The organism is Caulobacter sp. 10L414, from assembly GCF_056395525.1.
This window is the reverse complement of the sequence record NZ_JBFTJR010000084.1, coordinates 1-16225: the sequence shown is the minus strand read 5'-3', so window position 1 is coordinate 16225 and position 16225 is coordinate 1. Positions and strand designations below refer to the sequence as shown.

Here is a 16225-nt window from a genome sequence, read left to right as displayed (position 1 = left end):
GCGGGGCCTCGGCCTTGTCCTCGCCCTTCGAGCAGGCGGCCGCGGCCAGGGCGCATCCGGCCATCAGGGCCGCGAGACGGAAGGTCGAAGGCATCGCATACTCCACGCACGAGGAACGTCTTGCCGTTCTCAAGCCTTGAGCCATGGCGAAGTTCCGAAAGGCGGGTGCGCTTGGCTTCACGATGGCGGAAGGGAACGAAGGCGCGGCGACGCGGCCGGCGACTGGGCCTGACCCTGCTCGTCCTGCTGCTGGCCGGCTGCGCGGGGGTGGGCGTCTGGCTGGCCTGGCCGAGCTCGGCGCCGCCGCCCGCCGACCCGCCCACCGGCGACGAGACCCCGTTCGAGGCGGCGCCGCAGTACGTGCCCTCCAACGATCCGCCGTCGGCCCCGCTGTCGCCCCTGCCCGTCGACGAGACCTGCGAGGCCGCCGCCCCCGCCGGCGCGGCCGAGGCCAATGCCAGCGGTCTCAACACCCTGTCCTGGGCCCCGTTCGGACGGACCGAGACCGGCTGGGTCATCTACGCCCCGCGAATCGGCGCCGAGCTGGCCACCGCCTGCGGCCCCGGCACGACCCGCTTCGCCGCCGCCCTCGCCCGCTGGCAGGCGGGCCACAGCCTGCCGCAGACCGGGGTGCTGGATGCGCCGACCTTCAACGCCATGAAGACCCGCTGGACGCTGGCCCGCCCCTTCGCGGCGATCAACGCCAGGGGCGAATGCCCCAACGCCCCCGCCCTCTCCAGCCTGGCCAGCGCCCGGCCCGACGAGGCCTACGGCGCCAAGCCCGCGCAGTTGCGGCCCGGCGCGCTGGAGGCCTATCGCCAGATGGTCGAGGCGGCGCGCAAGGACGGCGTCGTCTCCGAGCGCGACCCGCGCGTGCTGACCATCTTCTCGGCCTTCCGCGATCCGGCCGCCGACGCCGCCCGCTGCGCCCGCGACAACAACTGCCAGGGGGTGACCCGCACCATTTGCTCGGCCCATCGCACGGGCCTGGCCATGGACCTCTTCATCGCCGCCGCTCCGGGCCACGGCCCAGACTCCAGCGCCGACGACAACCGCCGGGCCATGGCCCGCTCGGACGTCTATCGCTGGATGGTGCTCAACGCCGGCCGCTTTGGCTTCGTCAACTACGTGTTCGAGCCCTGGCACTGGGAATGGACCGGCGAAGCGCCCCTGCCCGGCGTGCCGATCTCAAGCCTTCCTCAAGACGGATCACAACCGCTCGATCAGTCAGCGCCCACGCCTCAACCCGGCCTGAAAGGCTTACTACCTAGGAAGAATGAAGTTCGCTGACGTACACCTCCCCGGCCGGCGCGAGATCCTGGCCGGCCTCCTCGCCCTCCCGGCAGGTCCCGTCCTGGCCGCGCCGCGCGTGTCCGTCCCGCCGCGTCAGCCCGTGGTCACCGTGCTGGGCGACTCGATCACCGCCGGCCTGGGCGTGCGTCCGGGCGAGGCGATGCCGGCCCGCCTGCAGGCGGTGCTGGCCGCCCGCGGCCTCAATGTCCAGGTCCGCGCGGCGGGCCGCAACGGCGACACCAGCGCCGGCGGCCTGGCGAGGCTGGAAGCCGCGCTGGGCGGCGACACCGCCGTCTGCGTCGTGGCGCTGGGCGGCAACGACCTCTTGCAAGGACTGCGGCCCGAGGCGACCAGGGCCAACCTGCGCGCCATCCTGACCCGCCTGCGCGAGCGCCGGATCCCGGCCGCCATCGCCGGCATCAACGCCCCGGCCCTGCTGGGCGCCGACTACGCCCGTCGCTTCAACGCCGTCTACACCGACCTGGCGCGCGACTTCGCAGCACCCCTGCTGCCCAACCTGCTGGCCGGCGTCCGCGGCTCGCGCCGCTACATGCAGAGCGACGGCATCCACCCCAACGCGGAAGGAGCCCGCGTGATCGCCGCCAACCTGGCGCCGGTGGTGGTCCAGGCCCTGGCCCGGGCGACGCAGGTGGCGGCGCGGTAGACCCCCTCAGTCGGCTTCGCCGACAGCTCCCTACTCCTCCCCCCGAGAAACGGGGGAGGTGGCCCAAAGGGCCGGAGGGGGCCGCCGTCAGGCGGCCTAAAGAAACCACTCCACCGCCACCAGCACGACGCCGGCGATCCACGCCGTCTCGATCACCATCAGCGCCACAGGCCGCCAGCCGGCGGTCATCACGTCCTTGAACGAGGTCTTCATGCCCAAGCCCGCGATCGCCGTGACCAGGCACCAGCGGCTGACCTCCGTGGCCGCGTCGGCGCCGGCCTTGGGCAGCCAGCCCAGGCTGTTGACCGCCACCAGGGCGGCGAAGGCCAGCAGGAACAGCGGCAGCTGCGGCTTGGCCCCGCCGGCGCCGCCCGGCAGCATCCGCGCCGCCAGGAAGGCGATGGCGAACACCACCGGCAGCAGCATCGACACCCGCAGGAGCTTCACATAGGTCGCCACGTCGCCGGTGTGCGGCGAGATCATGTAGCCGGCCCCGACCACCTGGGCGACGTCGTGGATCGTGCCGCCCAGGAACACCCCCGCCTTGGTCTGGTCCAGATGCAGGGCCGCCGTCAGCAGCGGATAGGTGATCATGGCGATGGTCGACAGGGCCGTGACCACCACCACCGTCAGGATGGTGTCGCGCTCGCCGTCCTTGTCGCGCGGCAGCACCGACGCGATGGCCAGGGCCGCCGAGGCGCCGCAGATGCCCACCGCCCCACCCGACAGCACGCCAAAGCCCTGCCGCAGGTCCAGCCGCTTGGACAGGAACGCCCCCAGCAGGATCGTCGAGACCACCGCCAGCACCACCGTCACGATCGGGGTGATCCCGAGGCTCAGGATCTGGCCGGCCGTGATCCGCGCGCCCAGCAGGGCGACGCCGAAGCGCAGGATGGCCTTGGACGAGAACTCGATGCCGGGGATGCAGCGGCCTTCCTGGTGCAGGAAGTGGAAGGTCATGCCCAGCAGCAACGCGAACAGCATGACCGGCGCGCCGTAGTGCTGCGACAGCCAGGTCGAGGCCAGGGCGATGGTCCCGGCGACCAGCACCCCGGGATAAAGCTTGATCAGCGCCGCCTGACCGGGAAAGCGTTCCTCGGCCTTGGCGACCGGAGCGGGCTCGGGACGGCTCAGCCCCTCCATGCCCTCCAGGGATTGGAACAGCGCCCGCGCGGCGGCCGCGTCGGTGTCGAGATCGGAATGCATCGCCAGGCCCTTTGACGAGTCGCCGTGCCGACGACGCCTTCGTCTGGACCCGGAGCGCAAGCGTGGCAAGGGAGGGCGTCCTTCTCCCCTTGCGGGAGAAGGTGGCGGCCGAAGGCCGTCGGATGAGGGGTCTCTCAAAACTCAACGCCCCGCCGCCTTCGCGGTTGAACTTTCTGAGAGACCCCTCACCCGACCTCGCTCCGCGAGGCCACCCTCTCCCGCAGGGGGAGAGGGGTCATTTGCGCTTCACCGCCACCAGCGCCGAGATGTACGCCTCCATCAGCCGCACCAGTTCGTCCTCCAGCGCCTGAGGGTCCAGCGCCAGGCCCGGCTCGGCGGCCGCCGCTCGCAGCAGGCCGACGGCGGCGTGGGTCAGGACGAAGGCCGACTCCGGCGTCAGGTCGATCTGCAGCCGCGCCTTGCCGGCGATCGAGGCCAGGAAGGCCTGGTGATGCTCTTCCAGCACCGCGTCTCCCCTGTGGAACAGCGCGCCGAGCAAGGCCTGCCGCGTGGCCGGCGAGCCCTCGAAGCCGTTCATCAGCGCCCGCACGATCGGCCGCACGCTGCCCAGGTCCGGCCGCTCGATCAGGGTGTCGGCGATCGCGTCGCGCACCGCGCTGGTCCGCCGCTGCGCCAGGGCCGCCAGGATGTCCTGCTTGTCGGCGAAGTACTGATAGACCGTGCCGACGCTGACCCCCGCCCGCTCGGCCACGTGATTGGTGGTCAGCCGGTCGGCCCCGCCGCTCTCCAGAAGCTGAAAGGCCGCGTCGAGAATGGCGTCGACGGTGACCTGCGCCCGCCCCTGGCTCGGCGATCGACGTTTCTTTTCAGTCACTTGCCGAGCCTCTCCGCGCCCTCGCCGCACCGAGAAGCAAGGCGAGTAGGAACATGAGCAATGCTTACATACGCTTGAGGCCGAGAATAGGTCCCTCCCCCGGGGAACGGACCGGAAGGAGCCCAGATGATCCGTCCCATCGACGAAGTCCGCGCCCGCGTCGCCTCGCAGAAGACCCTGCTGCCGGGCTTCTACGGCAAGATCGATTTCGACCGCACGCCCGAGCGCTTCACCGAGGATCCCGCCTTCGCCGTCGCCCGCGACCGCAACCCGCTGGGCGTGTCGGTCAGCCAGGACGACCTGGACCGCGTGCGCGCCTACACCATGCTGGGCGACATCGTCGCCGACGCCTACACCGCCCTGATCCCGCAATACGGCTTCCGCCGGCTGATCGACATGCTGGTCGCCGCCTGCGAGCGCGGGATCGAGGCCGTGCCCGACGCGCCGCCGGAACTGGCGGCCTTCATCGCCGAGATGGAGGCGCGCCCCGACTGGATCGACATGGACCTGGTGCGCGAGGGCCAGCGACTCGACCGCAACGCCGCCGCCCACCTTGGCCCCTTCGCCATCCGCGGCGCATTCGTGGCCACCTTCCTCAACAAGTACTCGGCCCTCCCCATGGCCCTGACCGGGACCCTGGGCGCGGAAACCGCCGCCAAGCGGGTCAATGAGACGGCCGCCTTCTTCACGACGACGCTGCTGCCGGGCTCGCTGGAACGGAATGGCGAAGGCTTCAAGGCCGCGGCCATGGTGCGGCTGATGCACTCGATGGTGCGCTTCAACGCCCTGCGCTCGGGCCGGTGGGACAGCGCCGTCTACGGCGTGCCGATCCCGCAGGTCGACCAGATGCCGGCCGGGCTGATCCCGATCTTCCTGATGTCGTTCCAGATGCTGCGCAAGGGCCGCCGCCGGTTCACCCCGGCCGAGCGGGCCAAGGTCGAGCTGGCGCGCTACCGCTGCTTCCTGYTGGGCCTGCCGCAGGATCTGCTGGCCGATACGCCCGAGGGGATCGTGCGGATGATGACAGCTCGTGACAGCACGCTTCGCCGGGGCTTCGACGACGAAACCTGCGGCGCGCTGATCCGCGCCACCCTCGACGCCTACCTGCCGCCGGACGAAAGCCCCGCCAACCGCCTGCACGACCGCGTCGAGCGGCGTTTCGCCAAGGCCTTCTTCCTGCGTCACTTCATGCGCGGCGATCGCGCCCGCGCCGCCGACATGGGCATCGAGGTCAGCCCCGCCGACGGGGCGGTGTTCATCGCCGTCGCCCTGCTGGTGACGCTGCAGATGAAGGCCTTCGACCTGGCCGACCGCGTGCCCGTGCTGCGCGACGTCGCCGACGCGGCCATGGTCCACAGGATCCGCGGGCTGCTGAAGCGCTACGGCCACGCCGAGTTCACGACGGACGCGGCGAACTATCGGCCGACCAACGCCAGGGCGGCTTAGCCGCTACGCGACCCCCTCCGGCCCTCCGGGCCACCTCCCCCAGAGGGGGAGGATCTGTCGCCGAAGATGCTGCCCTTCTGGGGGAGCTGTCGCGAAGCGACTGAGGGGGTCAGTCCGCGTCGTCGAAATCCTCTTCGCCCGACGTCTCCTCGTCGCCGGTCAGGGCGGTGTCGAGGCTGTCGATGATCTCGTCCATCTGCTCAGAGGTGATCGAGACGTAGATCGCCTCGCCGCCGACCGCCGAGACCAGCAGGCGGTAGCCGTCTTCGGTCTCCTGCAGGGAGAAGGTTTCCAGGGGCTGCAGCTTGGCCATGGGCGGCGTCTTTCGTCTGGGGAATGCGAGGCGCGGATGTAGGCCCGAGACGCCGTCAGTTCAACGGACGTCCTTCATCCCACGCCTTTCAGCACCCCGCGCCGCAACAGCGAGATGTGGCAGGCGATCAGCACCTCGCGCTCCACCCACGGGAAGTCGGGGCGAGCGATCAGCAGCGACACCAGGCCGTGCAGCCCCGCCCACAGGGTCTGGGTCATGCGCTGGACGTCGTCGTCATGGGTCAGGCCCGCGTCGCGCATCTCGGCCACGATCTCGGCGAAGCGCTGGAACGCGCCGATGCCGGCCATCATCGGCCGGTCGCCGACCCGTTCCTTGTAGGTCCCGTCCAGGCCCTTCTCCACCATGAAGGCCACGCGGTAGGCGTCGGGGTTCTGCAGGCCGAAGTCGACATAGACCCGCAGGGCCTTCTCGAAGCACTGGGTCGTCGGGATGAAGTCGGCCCGCGCCGCCTCCATGCGCTCGACCAGAATGGCGAAGGCGCGGATGCACAGCTCGGCGGTGATGTCGTCCTTGGTGGCGAAATAGGCGTAGAGCGCCGGCTGCGAGATGCCGACCGCCTCGGCGATCTGCCGCGTCGAGACCGTGTGCAGCCCCTTGGCGCTGAACAGCTTCAGCGCCGCATCCAGGATCTCCTCGCGACGCTCGGCGCCCTGGCCCTTGGGCTTGCGGGGGGAACGGACTTTAAGCGCGGTCATCGTCCCTCCTTTCCGTGTTCGGCCCGTCTTGACAACCCACGATAATCGATCAGTGATAACTTATCACCGATCGATGACGAGGGCGAGGGCAATGGACGGCGCGCGTGCTGGATACGGAGGCGTGTTGCTGCTGACGGCGCTGGCGACCGCGACGGGCCTGATGCTGGCGGCCTGCGGCGGCAAGGCCGACACGCCCCAGGCCGCGCCGCCGCCCGCCGTCGAGGCCGTCACCGTCGGCGCGCCCGGAACCGCCTCGGAACTGACCGCCTCGGGCACGCTGCAGCGCCGCCGCGAGATGGCGCTGTCGTTCCGCATTCCCGGCGTGCTGACCCGCATGAGCGTCGAGGCGGGCGATTCGGTCCGCGCCGGACAGGCCCTGGCCGCCATCGATCCGGCCGGCGTCGACGCCCGCCAGACCCAGGCCGCCGCCGACCTAGAGCGGGCCCGCCGCGACGCCGACCGCGCCCGCAAGCTCTATGCGAGCGGCTTCGTGGCCAAGGCCCGGCTGGACGACGCCGAAAGCGCGCTGAAGGCGGCCCAGGCCGCCCATGCGGGCGCGGCCTTCGACCGGCGCTGGGCCGCCCTCGCCTCGCCCGTCTCCGGCGTGGTGCTGGCCCGCACGGCCCAGGCCGGCGAGGTGGTGGCCGCCGGCCAGACGGTGCTGACCGTGGCCGACCTGTCGAGCCCCCTGGTGCTTCGCCTGCCCCTGCCTGCCCGCGATGCGGCGCGGGTGAAGGTGGGGTCGAGCGCCGCCGTCACCGCCGACGCCCTGCCTGGCCAGACCCTGACCGGCGTCGTCACGCGCCTGGGCCAGGCCGCCGACGCGCGCACCGGCGCGGTGACGGTCGAGATCGAGATCCAGGCTCCACCGCAACTGAAGAGCGGCCAGATCGCCGCCGCCCGCCTGCAGGCCCCGGCCGCGGAAGCCGCCGCCCGCACCGAATTCGTCCGCATCCCGGCCGAGGCCCTGCTGGAAGCCTCGGGCGACAAGGCCGCCGTGCTGCGTCTGGACGGCGCGGTGGCGCGCCGCACCAATGTCCGTTTCGGCGGCTTCGACGGCGACGACGCCCTGGTGGCGGGCCTGGCGGCCGGGGCGCGCGTGGTCACGGCCGGGGCCGGCTTCGTCTCCGACGGCGAGAGGGTCGCCGTGGTCGACCCGCGCGCCCTGGCCGCCCCCGCCCGCAAGGTCGCCGGCCAATGAACTTCAACCTGGCCGCCTTCGCGGTAAAGCGCTGGCAGTTCACCATCGTCGCCTTCGGCCTGCTGGTCATGCTGGGCGTCAACGCCCTGATGACCGTGCCCCGGTCGGAAGACCCGCACTTTCCCATCCCGATCGTGCTGATCCGCGCCGTGCTGCCCGGGGCCGAGCCGGCCGAGATGGAGCAACTGGTCGCCGATCCGATCGAGACGGCGGTCTACGGCCTGGACAGCATCGACAAGGTCGAGAGCACCAGCCTCGACGGCGCGGCCGTCGTGCGGGTGTTCTTCACCTGGGACGTCGATCCCGAGCGCAAGTTCGACCAAGTGGTTCGCGAGGTGAACGCCATCCGCGGCAGCCTGCCGGCCGGCCTGCAGCGGCTGGACATCGAGCGGGTTCGCACCACCGAGGTCGCCATCGTCCAGGTCGCCCTGGTCAGCGACAGCCTGCCGATGCGCCGCCTGGAGAAGGCGGCCGATCGCCTGTCCGAGCGCCTGGACCGCGTGCCGGGCGTGCGCCAGACCCGCTATTACGGCGCGCCGGCCTCCGAGGTGCGGGTGTCGCTGGACCTGGCCCGGCTTTCGGCCCTCAAGCTGCCCGCCTCCAGCGTCGCCGACGCCCTGCGCGCGGCCGGGGCCGAGGCGCCGATCGGCGCGGTCCAGGCCGGCGCCCGGCGCTTCAACGTCAAGTCCGGCGGGGCCTTCCGCTCGCTGGACGCCGTCAAGGACACCCCTGTCCGCTCGGTCGGCGGCCAGGTGGTGCGTGTGCGCGACGTCGCCGACGTGGCCTGGGCCCAGGAAGAGCCGACCCACGTCACCCGGTTCGACGGCAAGCGGGCGGTGTTCATCGCCGTCACCCAGAAGGACGGCCAGGACGTCGGCAAGATCACCAAGGCCGTCGAGGCGGTGCTCGACGACTACGAGAAGGCGCTGCCCGCCGGGGTGAAGCTCGACCGCGGCTTCGTGCAGGCCCGCAACGTCGAGCACCGGCTGCACAACCTGCTGCGCGATTTCGGCCTGGCCTTGCTGCTGGTGCTGATCACCCTGCTGCCGCTGGGTCCGCGCGCTGGCCTGGTGGTGATGGTGTCGATCCCGCTTTCCCTGCTGATCGGCCTGTCGCTGATCCAGGCCTTCGGCTTCACGCTGAACCAGCTGTCGATCGCCGGCTTCGTGCTGGCCCTGGGGCTGCTGGTCGACGACAGCATCGTCATCACCGAGAACATCGCCCGCCGGATCCGCGAGGGCGAGGAGCGCACGGCCGCGGCGATCAACGGCGCGGGCCAGATCGCCCTGGCGGTGATCGGCTGCACGGCCACCCTGATGCTGGCCTTCCTGCCGCTGATGGCCTTGCCGGCCGGATCGGGGGCCTACATCCGCTCGCTGCCGGTGACGGTGCTGTGCACGGTGGGCGCCTCGCTCTTCGTGTCGCTGACCATCATCCCGTTCCTGGCCAGCCGGGTGCTGGACAAGCATTCCGATCCCGAGGGCAACCGCCTGCTGCAGGCGGTCAACCGCGTGATCCACACCGTCTATCGTCCGGTGCTGCACCACGCCCTGGCCCGGCCCTGGCTGGCGCTGGCCCTGATGCTGACGCTCTGCGCGACGGCCGTGCCTATGCTGCAGGCGGCCGGCTCCAGCCTGTTCCCCGCCGCCGAGACGCCGCAGTTCCTGGTCCGCGTCACCACGCCCGACGGCTCGTCCCTGGCTCGCACCGACGAGGCCCTGCGCTATGTCGACCAGCGCCTGGCCGAGGAGCCCGATATCGTCTGGCGCGCCGCCAACCTGGGGCGCGGCAATCCGCAGGTGTTCTACAACCAGTCCCAGCGCGAAAGCGCGGTGACCTATGGCGAGATGTTCGTCAGCCTCAAGCGCTGGGAGCCGGGCAAGAGCGAGGAACTGCTCGACCGCCTGCGCGCAGACTTCGCCCGCTATCCTGGCGCGCGGATCAGCGTCGAGGTGTTCGAGAACGGCCCGCCGATTGAGGCGCCCGTGGCCGTGCGCATCACCGGTCGCAATCTGGAGGTGCTCAAAGCCCTGGCCGTGCGCGCCGAGGCGATCCTGAAGAGCACGCCGGGCACGCGCGACGTCGGCAACCCCGTGCGCCTGGACCGCACCGACCTGGATCTCGGCATAGACGAGGCCAAGGCCGCCGCCATGGGCGTGCCGGCGGGCGCGGCCCGGCGCGTGGCCCGCCTGGCGCTGTCGGGCGAAGAGACCGGCCGCTTCCGCGACCCCGACGGCGACGACTACGCCGTCAAGGTGCGCCTGCCGATGAGCCAGGTCGACGGCGCCGACCGCAACGCCCTGTCGGCCCTGTCGGGCGTCTATGTGCCGACCGCCGACGGCGAGGCCGCCCCGCTGTCGGCCATCGCCACGCCCAGCCTGAGGTCCAGCCCCGCCCGCATCGACCGCTTCGACCGCGAGCGGACGGTGACCGTCACCGCCTTCGTCCGCACCGGCTACCTGACCGACAACGTCACCAAGGACGTCCTGGCGCGGCTGGAGAAGGAGCTGCCCATGCCGCCGGGCTACGCGCTCAGCCTGGGCGGCCAGGCCGAGGCCCAGTCGGAAAGCTTCGCGGGCCTGGGGGCCGCGGTGATGGTGGCGGTGTTCGGGATCCTGGCGGTGCTGGTCCTGGAGTTCCGCAAGTTCAAGACCGCGCTGGTCGTGGCCGGCATCATCCCGTTCGGGATCTTCGGCGCGGCGGCCGCCCTGTGGCTGACCGGCAATTCCCTGTCGTTCACGGCGACCATCGGCCTGATCGCCCTCATCGGCATCGAGATCAAGAACTCGATCCTGCTGGTCGACTTCACCGAGCAGTTGCGCCGCGAGGGGATGAACCTGCACGACGCCATCGAGAAGGCCGGCGAGGTGCGCTTCCTGCCGGTGCTGCTGACCTCGGCGACGGCGATCGGCGGACTGCTGCCGCTGGCCCTCGAACGCTCGGGCCTCTACTCGCCGCTGGCCATCGCCATCATCGGCGGCCTGGTGACCTCGACGGTGCTGTCGCGGGTGGCGACGCCGGTGATGTACTGGCTGACGGCGCGCGGCGAGACGAAGGGCGCGGCCGCCTGACGGCGACGCGCCCTCTCTGGTCTCGACGGCCTTGCTGTTAGCGGATGCGGATGCGGATCGGCACGTCGATGAACGAGCCGGCGCGGCTCTTGCCGTCCGGGCCCAGCAGGTCGACCTGGATCTGCGAGGCCATCTGCAGGGCGGCGTCGCCGACGCCCAGATCGCGGGGGCTTTCGGCCTGGACGCTGCAGTCGGAAAGGCCGCCGTTCGACTTCACCATGCAGCTGAGCAGGGCGACGGCTTCGCGCGGTTGCGCCACCTGGACCACGCGGGCCTGCGGCTCGGCCGGCATGACCGGAGCGGCGGTGGTGACGGCGGCGGCGAGAACGAACGAAGCGATCACTGTATCATCCCTATGGTCTTGTCGGATGTCCCGTCAGGGCGTCCGCGTTTCATTTCGGGTCAGGCGGCGTTCGCCTGCTTGATCCGTTGCAACCCCTGGGCCGCCATGTCGGTCAGCGACCGCAGGCCCAGTTCGGCGAAGACGTCGAAGGCCACGGCCAGGGCGGTGGCGGCGCGGTCGAGGCGACCATCGTCGCGACCGGTGATCTCGACCCGGGCCTCGTAGAGACGAGCGAGATTCATCTGGGCCACGGCCCAGCCGGCCGGATCGCGCGCGCCCGGTTGCTCGGCCAGTTCGGCCTTGAAGGCCAGTTCGGCGGCGTCGAGCACGGCGAGGTCGGCGGTCAGCTCCGCGCAGCGCGCCAGGCTGAGGGCCCGATTGTTGGCGACGGCGGCGCGCAGGGTCAGCGCCGGCTGCACCTTCACGATGTGGGTGGCGCGGTCGTAGCAGGTGACGGCCTGCTCGAAGCAGCGCTCGGACGTCGTCGCCTCGCCCATGGCCTGCAGCGTCTCGCCCAGCGAGGCTTGGGCGCGGGCCCAGTCCAGCGGGCTGTGGCCGGGGTCGAGCGGTTCGAGGGCCTGGGTCGCCGCCTCGACGGCGTCGGCGATCAGCGAAAGCTCGCCGTCATAGTCGCCCAGCCGCGCCAGCGCCTCGGCGCGCAGCAATTCCAGGCGCGACCAGGTCAGCGGTTCGAAATCGGGATCCAGGGCCGCCAGCGCCGTGCGGGCTTCCGACAGGGCGACCTCGACGAGGGCCCGGTCCTTCAGGTGGACCGCGCAGGCCAGCAGCAGGTCGATGCGGGCCGCGCGCTGTTCGGCCAGTTGCAGGCGAGCGCCGCCGGCCTTGACGCCGCGCTCTCCGGCCAGCGTCGCCAGCGGGGCCTCGAAGGCCTGGGCCGCGGCCAGGGCGCGGTCGATGTCGTTTTCCGAAAGCGCCATGCGGCCGTCGACGGCGGCCAGCAGGCTGGCGGCCAGGGCGGCGTGCGGACCGTGCGTGTTCTTGGCCAGCGACAGGGTCGCGCCGGCGGCGGCGTGCAGGCCTTCGTCGCCGAACAGTTCGGCGCCCAGCATGGCCAGCACCGCCTGCTCGCAGCGCGCGGCGCAGACCAGATCGGCCTTGCGTTCGGCGTCGGCCAGCTTGGCGGCGGCTTCGGCCTGGGCCGCGCCCTTGCGCAGGGCGGCGGCGTCGCCGGTGCGGCGGGCGACCTCGCGCCAGACCACGGCGGCCTCCAGCAGGCGCACCGCGCGGTCCTTGCAGCCGATGCGGCCGGCGGCGACGTCGGCAGCGCGGGCTTCGTTGGTCAGCAGGCGCAGGTCCATCAGTTCCAGCAGCGCGGTGTCGCCGCCGGTCAGGCCCTCGCGATGCGCCGCGGCATGGGACACCCGTCCCTGGCCCTCGACGCCCAGCAGCCGCTTCAGATCGCGCCCCACGAATTCGAACATCGCTCGCGTACTCCGCTCCCGGATCGTCCCACCTCGGCACGGCCGGGATGGATTTGACGCAAGATCAGCAAAACCGGAGCCAACGCTCTTAACAAGGGGTTAACGGATGTGAATCGATCGTTAACCACGAATATTCAGATCACATTAACTTTGATCGCCTCGCGAGCCGGAAAACCGGCGATTTTGACCCATTTTGGCACGCTTTTTGCTTCACCCAGGCGCAACCGGTGGAAGGTGCGATCGCACAATTTATAACATCGTTCACCCATGTAAAAATGACGTTAACTCTAAGATTTAGGATCTTGTTTACATTTTGTTCATATTCATAACCGGACGGATGGCGGATCGACGCGCAAGACGCTAGGAAGCGGGCATGACCAGCCCCGCCGTGACCCTCTGGACCGCCGCCCTCTGCAAGCAGGATCCCGGCTATGGCGGCTGGGCGTTCGTACGGAAGCTGGACGGCGAGTCGGGCGCGGCCGCGATCAAGGGCGCCGCCGGCGGCGAGCGCCGTACGTCGCTGGCCAAGATGAGCCTGTCGGCGCTGATCGAGGCGCTGACCAGCCTGTCGGACCTGCCGGCGGACACGCCGGTCACGTTGCGTTTCGCCGACCCGGCCCTGGCCGGCGAACTGGTCGCCAGCGACGGCGCCTACGCCACGGCCGAGCCCGAGGCCTGGGCCGCGGCCCGCGCCCTGGTGGCCGCGCGATCCTTGCTGAACCTGGTCCCGCTGGCCCAGACCGCGCCCGCGACCGGCTTCCTCGCCGCCTGGGCCGAGTTCGGCCTCGACACGTCCAAGAGCCGCGGCAGCTTCAAGTCCGCGATCCCGAAACCGAACCTGATGAAGTTTCCGGGGTAGCGCCTGCGGCGCACCCCTCCGGCCCTTCGGGCCACCTCCCCCAGAAGGGGAGGATTTGGAGCGCTAGATGCTCCCCCTCTGGGGGAGCTGTCGCGGAGCGACTGAGGGGGCCGCGAAGCGGCTACTGTAGCCCCCGCACCACCAGCGTCGCCGTGGCCGGGTTGCAGGCGAACGGGATGTCGGCCAGCGTCGCTAGGCGGATCAGCGCCTTGACGTCGACGTCGTGCGGCTGGGGCGACAGCGGGTCGACGAAGAAGATCAGGATATCCAGGCGCCCCTCGGCGATCATCGCGCCCAGCTGCTGGTCGCCGCCCAAAGGACCGCTCTTCAGGCGGGTCAGCTGCAGCTGCGGCAGGGCCTCAAGCACGCGCCCGCCGGTGGTGCCGGTACCGTAGAGAATGTTCCTTTCCAGGAACGCCGCGTTCGCCTTGGCCCAGGCCACCAGGTCGGCCTTCTTGTCGTCGTGGGCCACGAGGCCGATGGCGAGCTGGCGGATCATGCGGGAACGGCTCCGATTATAGGTCGTCCCTCCTATAGCGGCTGGCGAGGCCGCCGCCAGCCCGACCGCGCCTCTTCCCTTTTGGCGCGCATTGTCGCTAGGATACATATTGAAACGATATCTCAAATAATGAGACCGTGCGCAGCGGTCCATGGAGGAAGCCGCCTATGACCCTCGACCGCCGCGCCTTCGCCGCGGGCCTGAGCGCCCTGCCCCTGCTCTCGGTCGCCCCCATGGCGCTGGCCGGCACGCCAGGACAGCGCCCCGGTCCGTTCCTGCTAGGCGCCGACGTCACCTGGATTCCTCAGGACGAGGCCGACGGCGCGCAGTTCTTCGCGAGCGGCCGCCGGCAGGACATCCTGGCCATCCTGGGCGACGCCGGCTTCAACGCCATCAAGATCCGCGTCTTCGTCAATCCCGAGAACGGCTACTCCCAACGCCGCAAGACCGACCCGTGGGCGGGCCTGGCCCAGACCGTCGCCATGGCCAAGCGGATCAAGGCGGCCGGCATGCACCTGACGATCAGCTTCCACTACAGCGACACCTGGGCCGACCCGCAGAAGCAGGGCAAGCCCGCCGCCTGGAAGGACCTTTCGTTCGACGCCCTGGTCAAGGCGGTCGGCGACCACACCCGCCAGGTGCTGGGCGCGCTGGTCAGGGCGGGCGCCAAGCCCGACATGGTGGTGATCGGCAACGAGATCACCTTCGGCATGCTGTGGCCCGACGGCCGCGTGCCCCTGCCCGTCGCCACCGGCAACCCGGCCACCGACGCTGTGCACATGAACGTCCCCGACGCCGGCGGCTTCGACAAGCTGGCCAGGCTGCTGAGCGCGGGTCTGGACGCCTCGCGCGAGACCGTGCCCGGCGTGAAGACCAGCCTGCACAATCACCTGGGCCGCCATTGGACGATCGTCAGCCACTGGATGGACAGCCTGCTGGCGCGCGGCGTGCGCTTCGACGCCACTGGCTTCTCCTGCTACCAGCAGGCGGCCGAGGGCGACTGGGCCAACACCTTCGCCCGCTTCGGCGAGCGCTACCGCGACCACGGCTTCTACGTGGCCGAATATTCCAGCCGGAAGCGCTATGTGAACGACCTGGTGTTCGACGCGCCTGGCCAGCGCGGCTGGGGTACGTTCATCTGGGAGCCGACCCGCCACCAGGAGGCGATCTTCGACCAGGACGGCAAGAACGCCGGCGAGGGCCCGCGCCCCAACCTGCTGTCTCAGGGCATCAACGCCGCCGAGGCCCCCGGCGCCCAGATCGCCGGCGCGCCGCCGCCCCATCCCGAAAAGACCGAGCACGGCGGCCGCTACGACGCCAACGCCTTCATGGAGCTCTATCGCCAGATGGCGCGGGACTACGGCCTGCGGAAGGCGTGAACGGGCGGGCCTGACCCACGATAAATTACGAATGTAATCTCACCCTTGTCGGTACGGGAGGGGACGTCGCGAGCCGCCGGCCACGCCGGTTCGCGCGACTGCTCGCGCCCGCATGTTCGAGCCGCTGCGAGGCCCTTTAGCCGACGCGAAGAACGACGATTGCCGAAACTGAATAGTCAAGCTATGCAGCCTTAAGGGGGATCAGTCGTCATGCGTTCAATCTATGCGGGCTTGGCAATGCTGGCCCTGATGGCGGCCGCCGCGCCGGTCGCCGCCCAGACGGCCGAGTCGCCTGCGGCTCCTGCGGCTCCTGCGGCTCCTGCGGCTCCTGCGGCTCCTGCGGCTCCTGCGGCTCCTGCGGCTCCTGCGGCTCCTGCGGCTGGCGTCCTGCCCGCCGGCAGCATCGTCCAGATCGAAATCGGCCGCTCGATGCGCTCGGACACCGTCAAGCGCGGCGAGCGCTTTCCCATCCGTCTGGCCGAGGACGTGGTCCTTGACGGCAAGGTGATCCTGCCCGCCGGCCTCGAGGGCGAAGGCGAGGTCGTCCACGCCGATCACTCCAAGATGGCCGGCCGGCCCGGCGAACTGCTGCTGGCCGCCCGCTATCTGGTGGTCGACGGCGTGCAGGTGCCGCTGCGCAGCCTGAAGTTCGGCTCGTCCGGCAACAACAACACCAACGCCGCCATGGCCGTGGCCTTCGTGGCCGGCCCCCTGGCCATCTTCGTCGAGGGCGGCGAGGTCGTCATCCCGCCCAACACCCGCGCCCAGGCCAAGCTCGCCGCGCCCTACCCCGCGGCCGGCGCCGCCACAGCCGCCGCTCCCGCTCCAGTTCCCGTCAAGGACACCCAGGAAAAGGCTTCCATCCAATGAGCATCAAGTACGCCGGCGTCGTTTTCGCCGCCCTGACCCTGAGCGCCGGCGCGGCGCTGGCGCAGGACGCCGCCGCTCCGGCCCAGAC

15 protein-coding genes are annotated in these 16225 nt (G+C 70.8%); 8 read left to right on the top strand and 7 right to left on the bottom strand.

The genetic code is table 11. The features are described from left to right. Positions 1-171: 171 nt before the first annotated feature. Both AC1DCG_RS23060 and AC1DCG_RS23055 read left to right on the top strand, forming a co-directional pair. Entirely contained in the window at positions 172-1290 is a 1119-nt protein-coding gene (locus AC1DCG_RS23060; RefSeq protein ID WP_477027829.1) for a D-alanyl-D-alanine carboxypeptidase family protein, read from the top strand. Continuing rightward, positions 1277-1957, top strand: a complete 681-nt coding sequence (locus tag AC1DCG_RS23055; RefSeq protein WP_477027828.1) for an arylesterase — start codon at positions 1277-1279, stop codon at positions 1955-1957. The genes AC1DCG_RS23060 and AC1DCG_RS23055 overlap by 14 nt, the downstream gene beginning before the upstream one ends. Before the next feature lie 96 nt (positions 1958-2053). On the opposite strand, the gene AC1DCG_RS23050 is transcribed toward AC1DCG_RS23055, so the two are convergent. Beyond that, the gene (locus AC1DCG_RS23050; RefSeq protein ID WP_477036446.1) at positions 2054-3163 is read right to left on the bottom strand and encodes a YeiH family protein; all 1110 of its coding nucleotides are present in this window, start codon (positions 3161-3163) and stop codon (positions 2054-2056) included. A 235-nt stretch (positions 3164-3398) separates the two neighbouring features. After that, entirely contained in the window at positions 3399-3998 is a 600-nt protein-coding gene (locus AC1DCG_RS23045) for a TetR/AcrR family transcriptional regulator (RefSeq protein ID WP_477027826.1), read from the bottom strand. 126 nt (positions 3999-4124) lie between these two features. Here AC1DCG_RS23045 and AC1DCG_RS23040 point away from each other — a divergent pair, with 126 nt between their 5' ends. Next, a complete protein-coding gene (locus AC1DCG_RS23040) occupies positions 4125-5444 on the top strand; it encodes an oxygenase MpaB family protein (protein ID WP_477027825.1) in 1320 nt (439 codons plus the stop codon). Between the two features lie 109 nt (positions 5445-5553). On the opposite strand, the gene AC1DCG_RS23035 is transcribed toward AC1DCG_RS23040, so the two are convergent. Beyond that, positions 5554-5757 carry a hypothetical protein gene (locus AC1DCG_RS23035; protein WP_165256825.1) on the bottom strand — a complete coding sequence of 68 codons (204 nt, stop codon included), beginning with the start codon at positions 5755-5757 and terminating at the stop codon, positions 5554-5556. A gap of 74 nt (positions 5758-5831) precedes the next feature. Further along, a complete protein-coding gene (locus AC1DCG_RS23030; protein ID WP_165256826.1) occupies positions 5832-6473 on the bottom strand; it encodes a TetR/AcrR family transcriptional regulator in 642 nt (213 codons plus the stop codon). A gap of 121 nt (positions 6474-6594) precedes the next feature. Between AC1DCG_RS23030 and AC1DCG_RS23025 the strand changes: the two genes are divergently transcribed. Next, positions 6595-7674 (top strand): efflux RND transporter periplasmic adaptor subunit, encoded by a 1080-nt coding sequence (locus tag AC1DCG_RS23025; protein WP_477027824.1) that lies wholly within the window; start codon positions 6595-6597, stop codon positions 7672-7674. Continuing rightward, the gene (locus AC1DCG_RS23020; protein WP_477027823.1) at positions 7671-10745 is read left to right on the top strand and encodes an efflux RND transporter permease subunit; all 3075 of its coding nucleotides are present in this window, start codon (positions 7671-7673) and stop codon (positions 10743-10745) included. Before AC1DCG_RS23025 ends, AC1DCG_RS23020 begins: the two co-directional genes overlap by 4 nt. Positions 10746-10782: 37 nt before the next feature. On the opposite strand, the gene AC1DCG_RS23015 is transcribed toward AC1DCG_RS23020, so the two are convergent. Both AC1DCG_RS23015 and AC1DCG_RS23010 read right to left on the bottom strand, forming a co-directional pair. Then, the gene (locus AC1DCG_RS23015) at positions 10783-11088 is read right to left on the bottom strand and encodes a hypothetical protein (RefSeq protein WP_165256830.1); all 306 of its coding nucleotides are present in this window, start codon (positions 11086-11088) and stop codon (positions 10783-10785) included. Between the two features lie 59 nt (positions 11089-11147). Then, a complete protein-coding gene (locus AC1DCG_RS23010; protein ID WP_477027822.1) occupies positions 11148-12530 on the bottom strand; it encodes a hypothetical protein in 1383 nt (460 codons plus the stop codon). A gap of 373 nt (positions 12531-12903) precedes the next feature. Between AC1DCG_RS23010 and AC1DCG_RS23005 the strand changes: the two genes are divergently transcribed. Further along, entirely contained in the window at positions 12904-13389 is a 486-nt protein-coding gene (locus AC1DCG_RS23005; RefSeq protein ID WP_477027821.1) for a ribonuclease H, read from the top strand. A 121-nt stretch (positions 13390-13510) separates the two neighbouring features. On the opposite strand, the gene AC1DCG_RS23000 is transcribed toward AC1DCG_RS23005, so the two are convergent. Next, positions 13511-13888 (bottom strand): methylglyoxal synthase, encoded by a 378-nt coding sequence (locus tag AC1DCG_RS23000; RefSeq protein WP_477027820.1) that lies wholly within the window; start codon positions 13886-13888, stop codon positions 13511-13513. 167 nt (positions 13889-14055) lie between these two features. Between AC1DCG_RS23000 and AC1DCG_RS22995 the strand changes: the two genes are divergently transcribed. Together AC1DCG_RS22995 and AC1DCG_RS22990 are read left to right on the top strand one after the other, a co-directional pair. After that, positions 14056-15267: a glycosyl hydrolase 53 family protein gene (locus tag AC1DCG_RS22995; protein ID WP_477036442.1), complete on the top strand. Its 1212-nt coding sequence runs from the start codon at positions 14056-14058 to the stop codon at positions 15265-15267. 210 nt (positions 15268-15477) lie between these two features. Next, entirely contained in the window at positions 15478-16137 is a 660-nt protein-coding gene (locus tag AC1DCG_RS22990; protein ID WP_477027818.1) for a hypothetical protein, read from the top strand. Positions 16138-16225: the final 88 nt, after the last annotated feature.

Excerpts from the sequence above, each read along its gene's own strand:
- AC1DCG_RS23010 (WP_477027822.1), bottom strand. The coding sequence starts at position 12,530 with ATGTTCGAATTCGTGGGGCGCGATCTGAAGCGGCTGCTGGGCGTCGAG.
- AC1DCG_RS22990 (WP_477027818.1), top strand. The coding sequence starts at position 15,478 with ATGCGTTCAATCTATGCGGGCTTGGCAATGCTGGCCCTGATGGCGGCC.
- AC1DCG_RS23005 (WP_477027821.1), top strand. The coding sequence starts at position 12,904 with ATGACCAGCCCCGCCGTGACCCTCTGGACCGCCGCCCTCTGCAAGCAG.
- AC1DCG_RS23030 (WP_165256826.1), bottom strand. The coding sequence starts at position 6,473 with ATGACCGCGCTTAAAGTCCGTTCCCCCCGCAAGCCCAAGGGCCAGGGC.
- AC1DCG_RS23035 (WP_165256825.1), bottom strand. The coding sequence starts at position 5,757 with ATGGCCAAGCTGCAGCCCCTGGAAACCTTCTCCCTGCAGGAGACCGAA.
- AC1DCG_RS23050 (WP_477036446.1), bottom strand. The coding sequence starts at position 3,163 with ATGCATTCCGATCTCGACACCGACGCGGCCGCCGCGCGGGCGCTGTTC.
- AC1DCG_RS22995 (WP_477036442.1), top strand. The coding sequence starts at position 14,056 with ATGACCCTCGACCGCCGCGCCTTCGCCGCGGGCCTGAGCGCCCTGCCC.
- AC1DCG_RS23020 (WP_477027823.1), top strand. The coding sequence starts at position 7,671 with ATGAACTTCAACCTGGCCGCCTTCGCGGTAAAGCGCTGGCAGTTCACC.
- AC1DCG_RS23055 (WP_477027828.1), top strand. The coding sequence starts at position 1,277 with ATGAAGTTCGCTGACGTACACCTCCCCGGCCGGCGCGAGATCCTGGCC.
- AC1DCG_RS23000 (WP_477027820.1), bottom strand. The coding sequence starts at position 13,888 with ATGATCCGCCAGCTCGCCATCGGCCTCGTGGCCCACGACGACAAGAAG.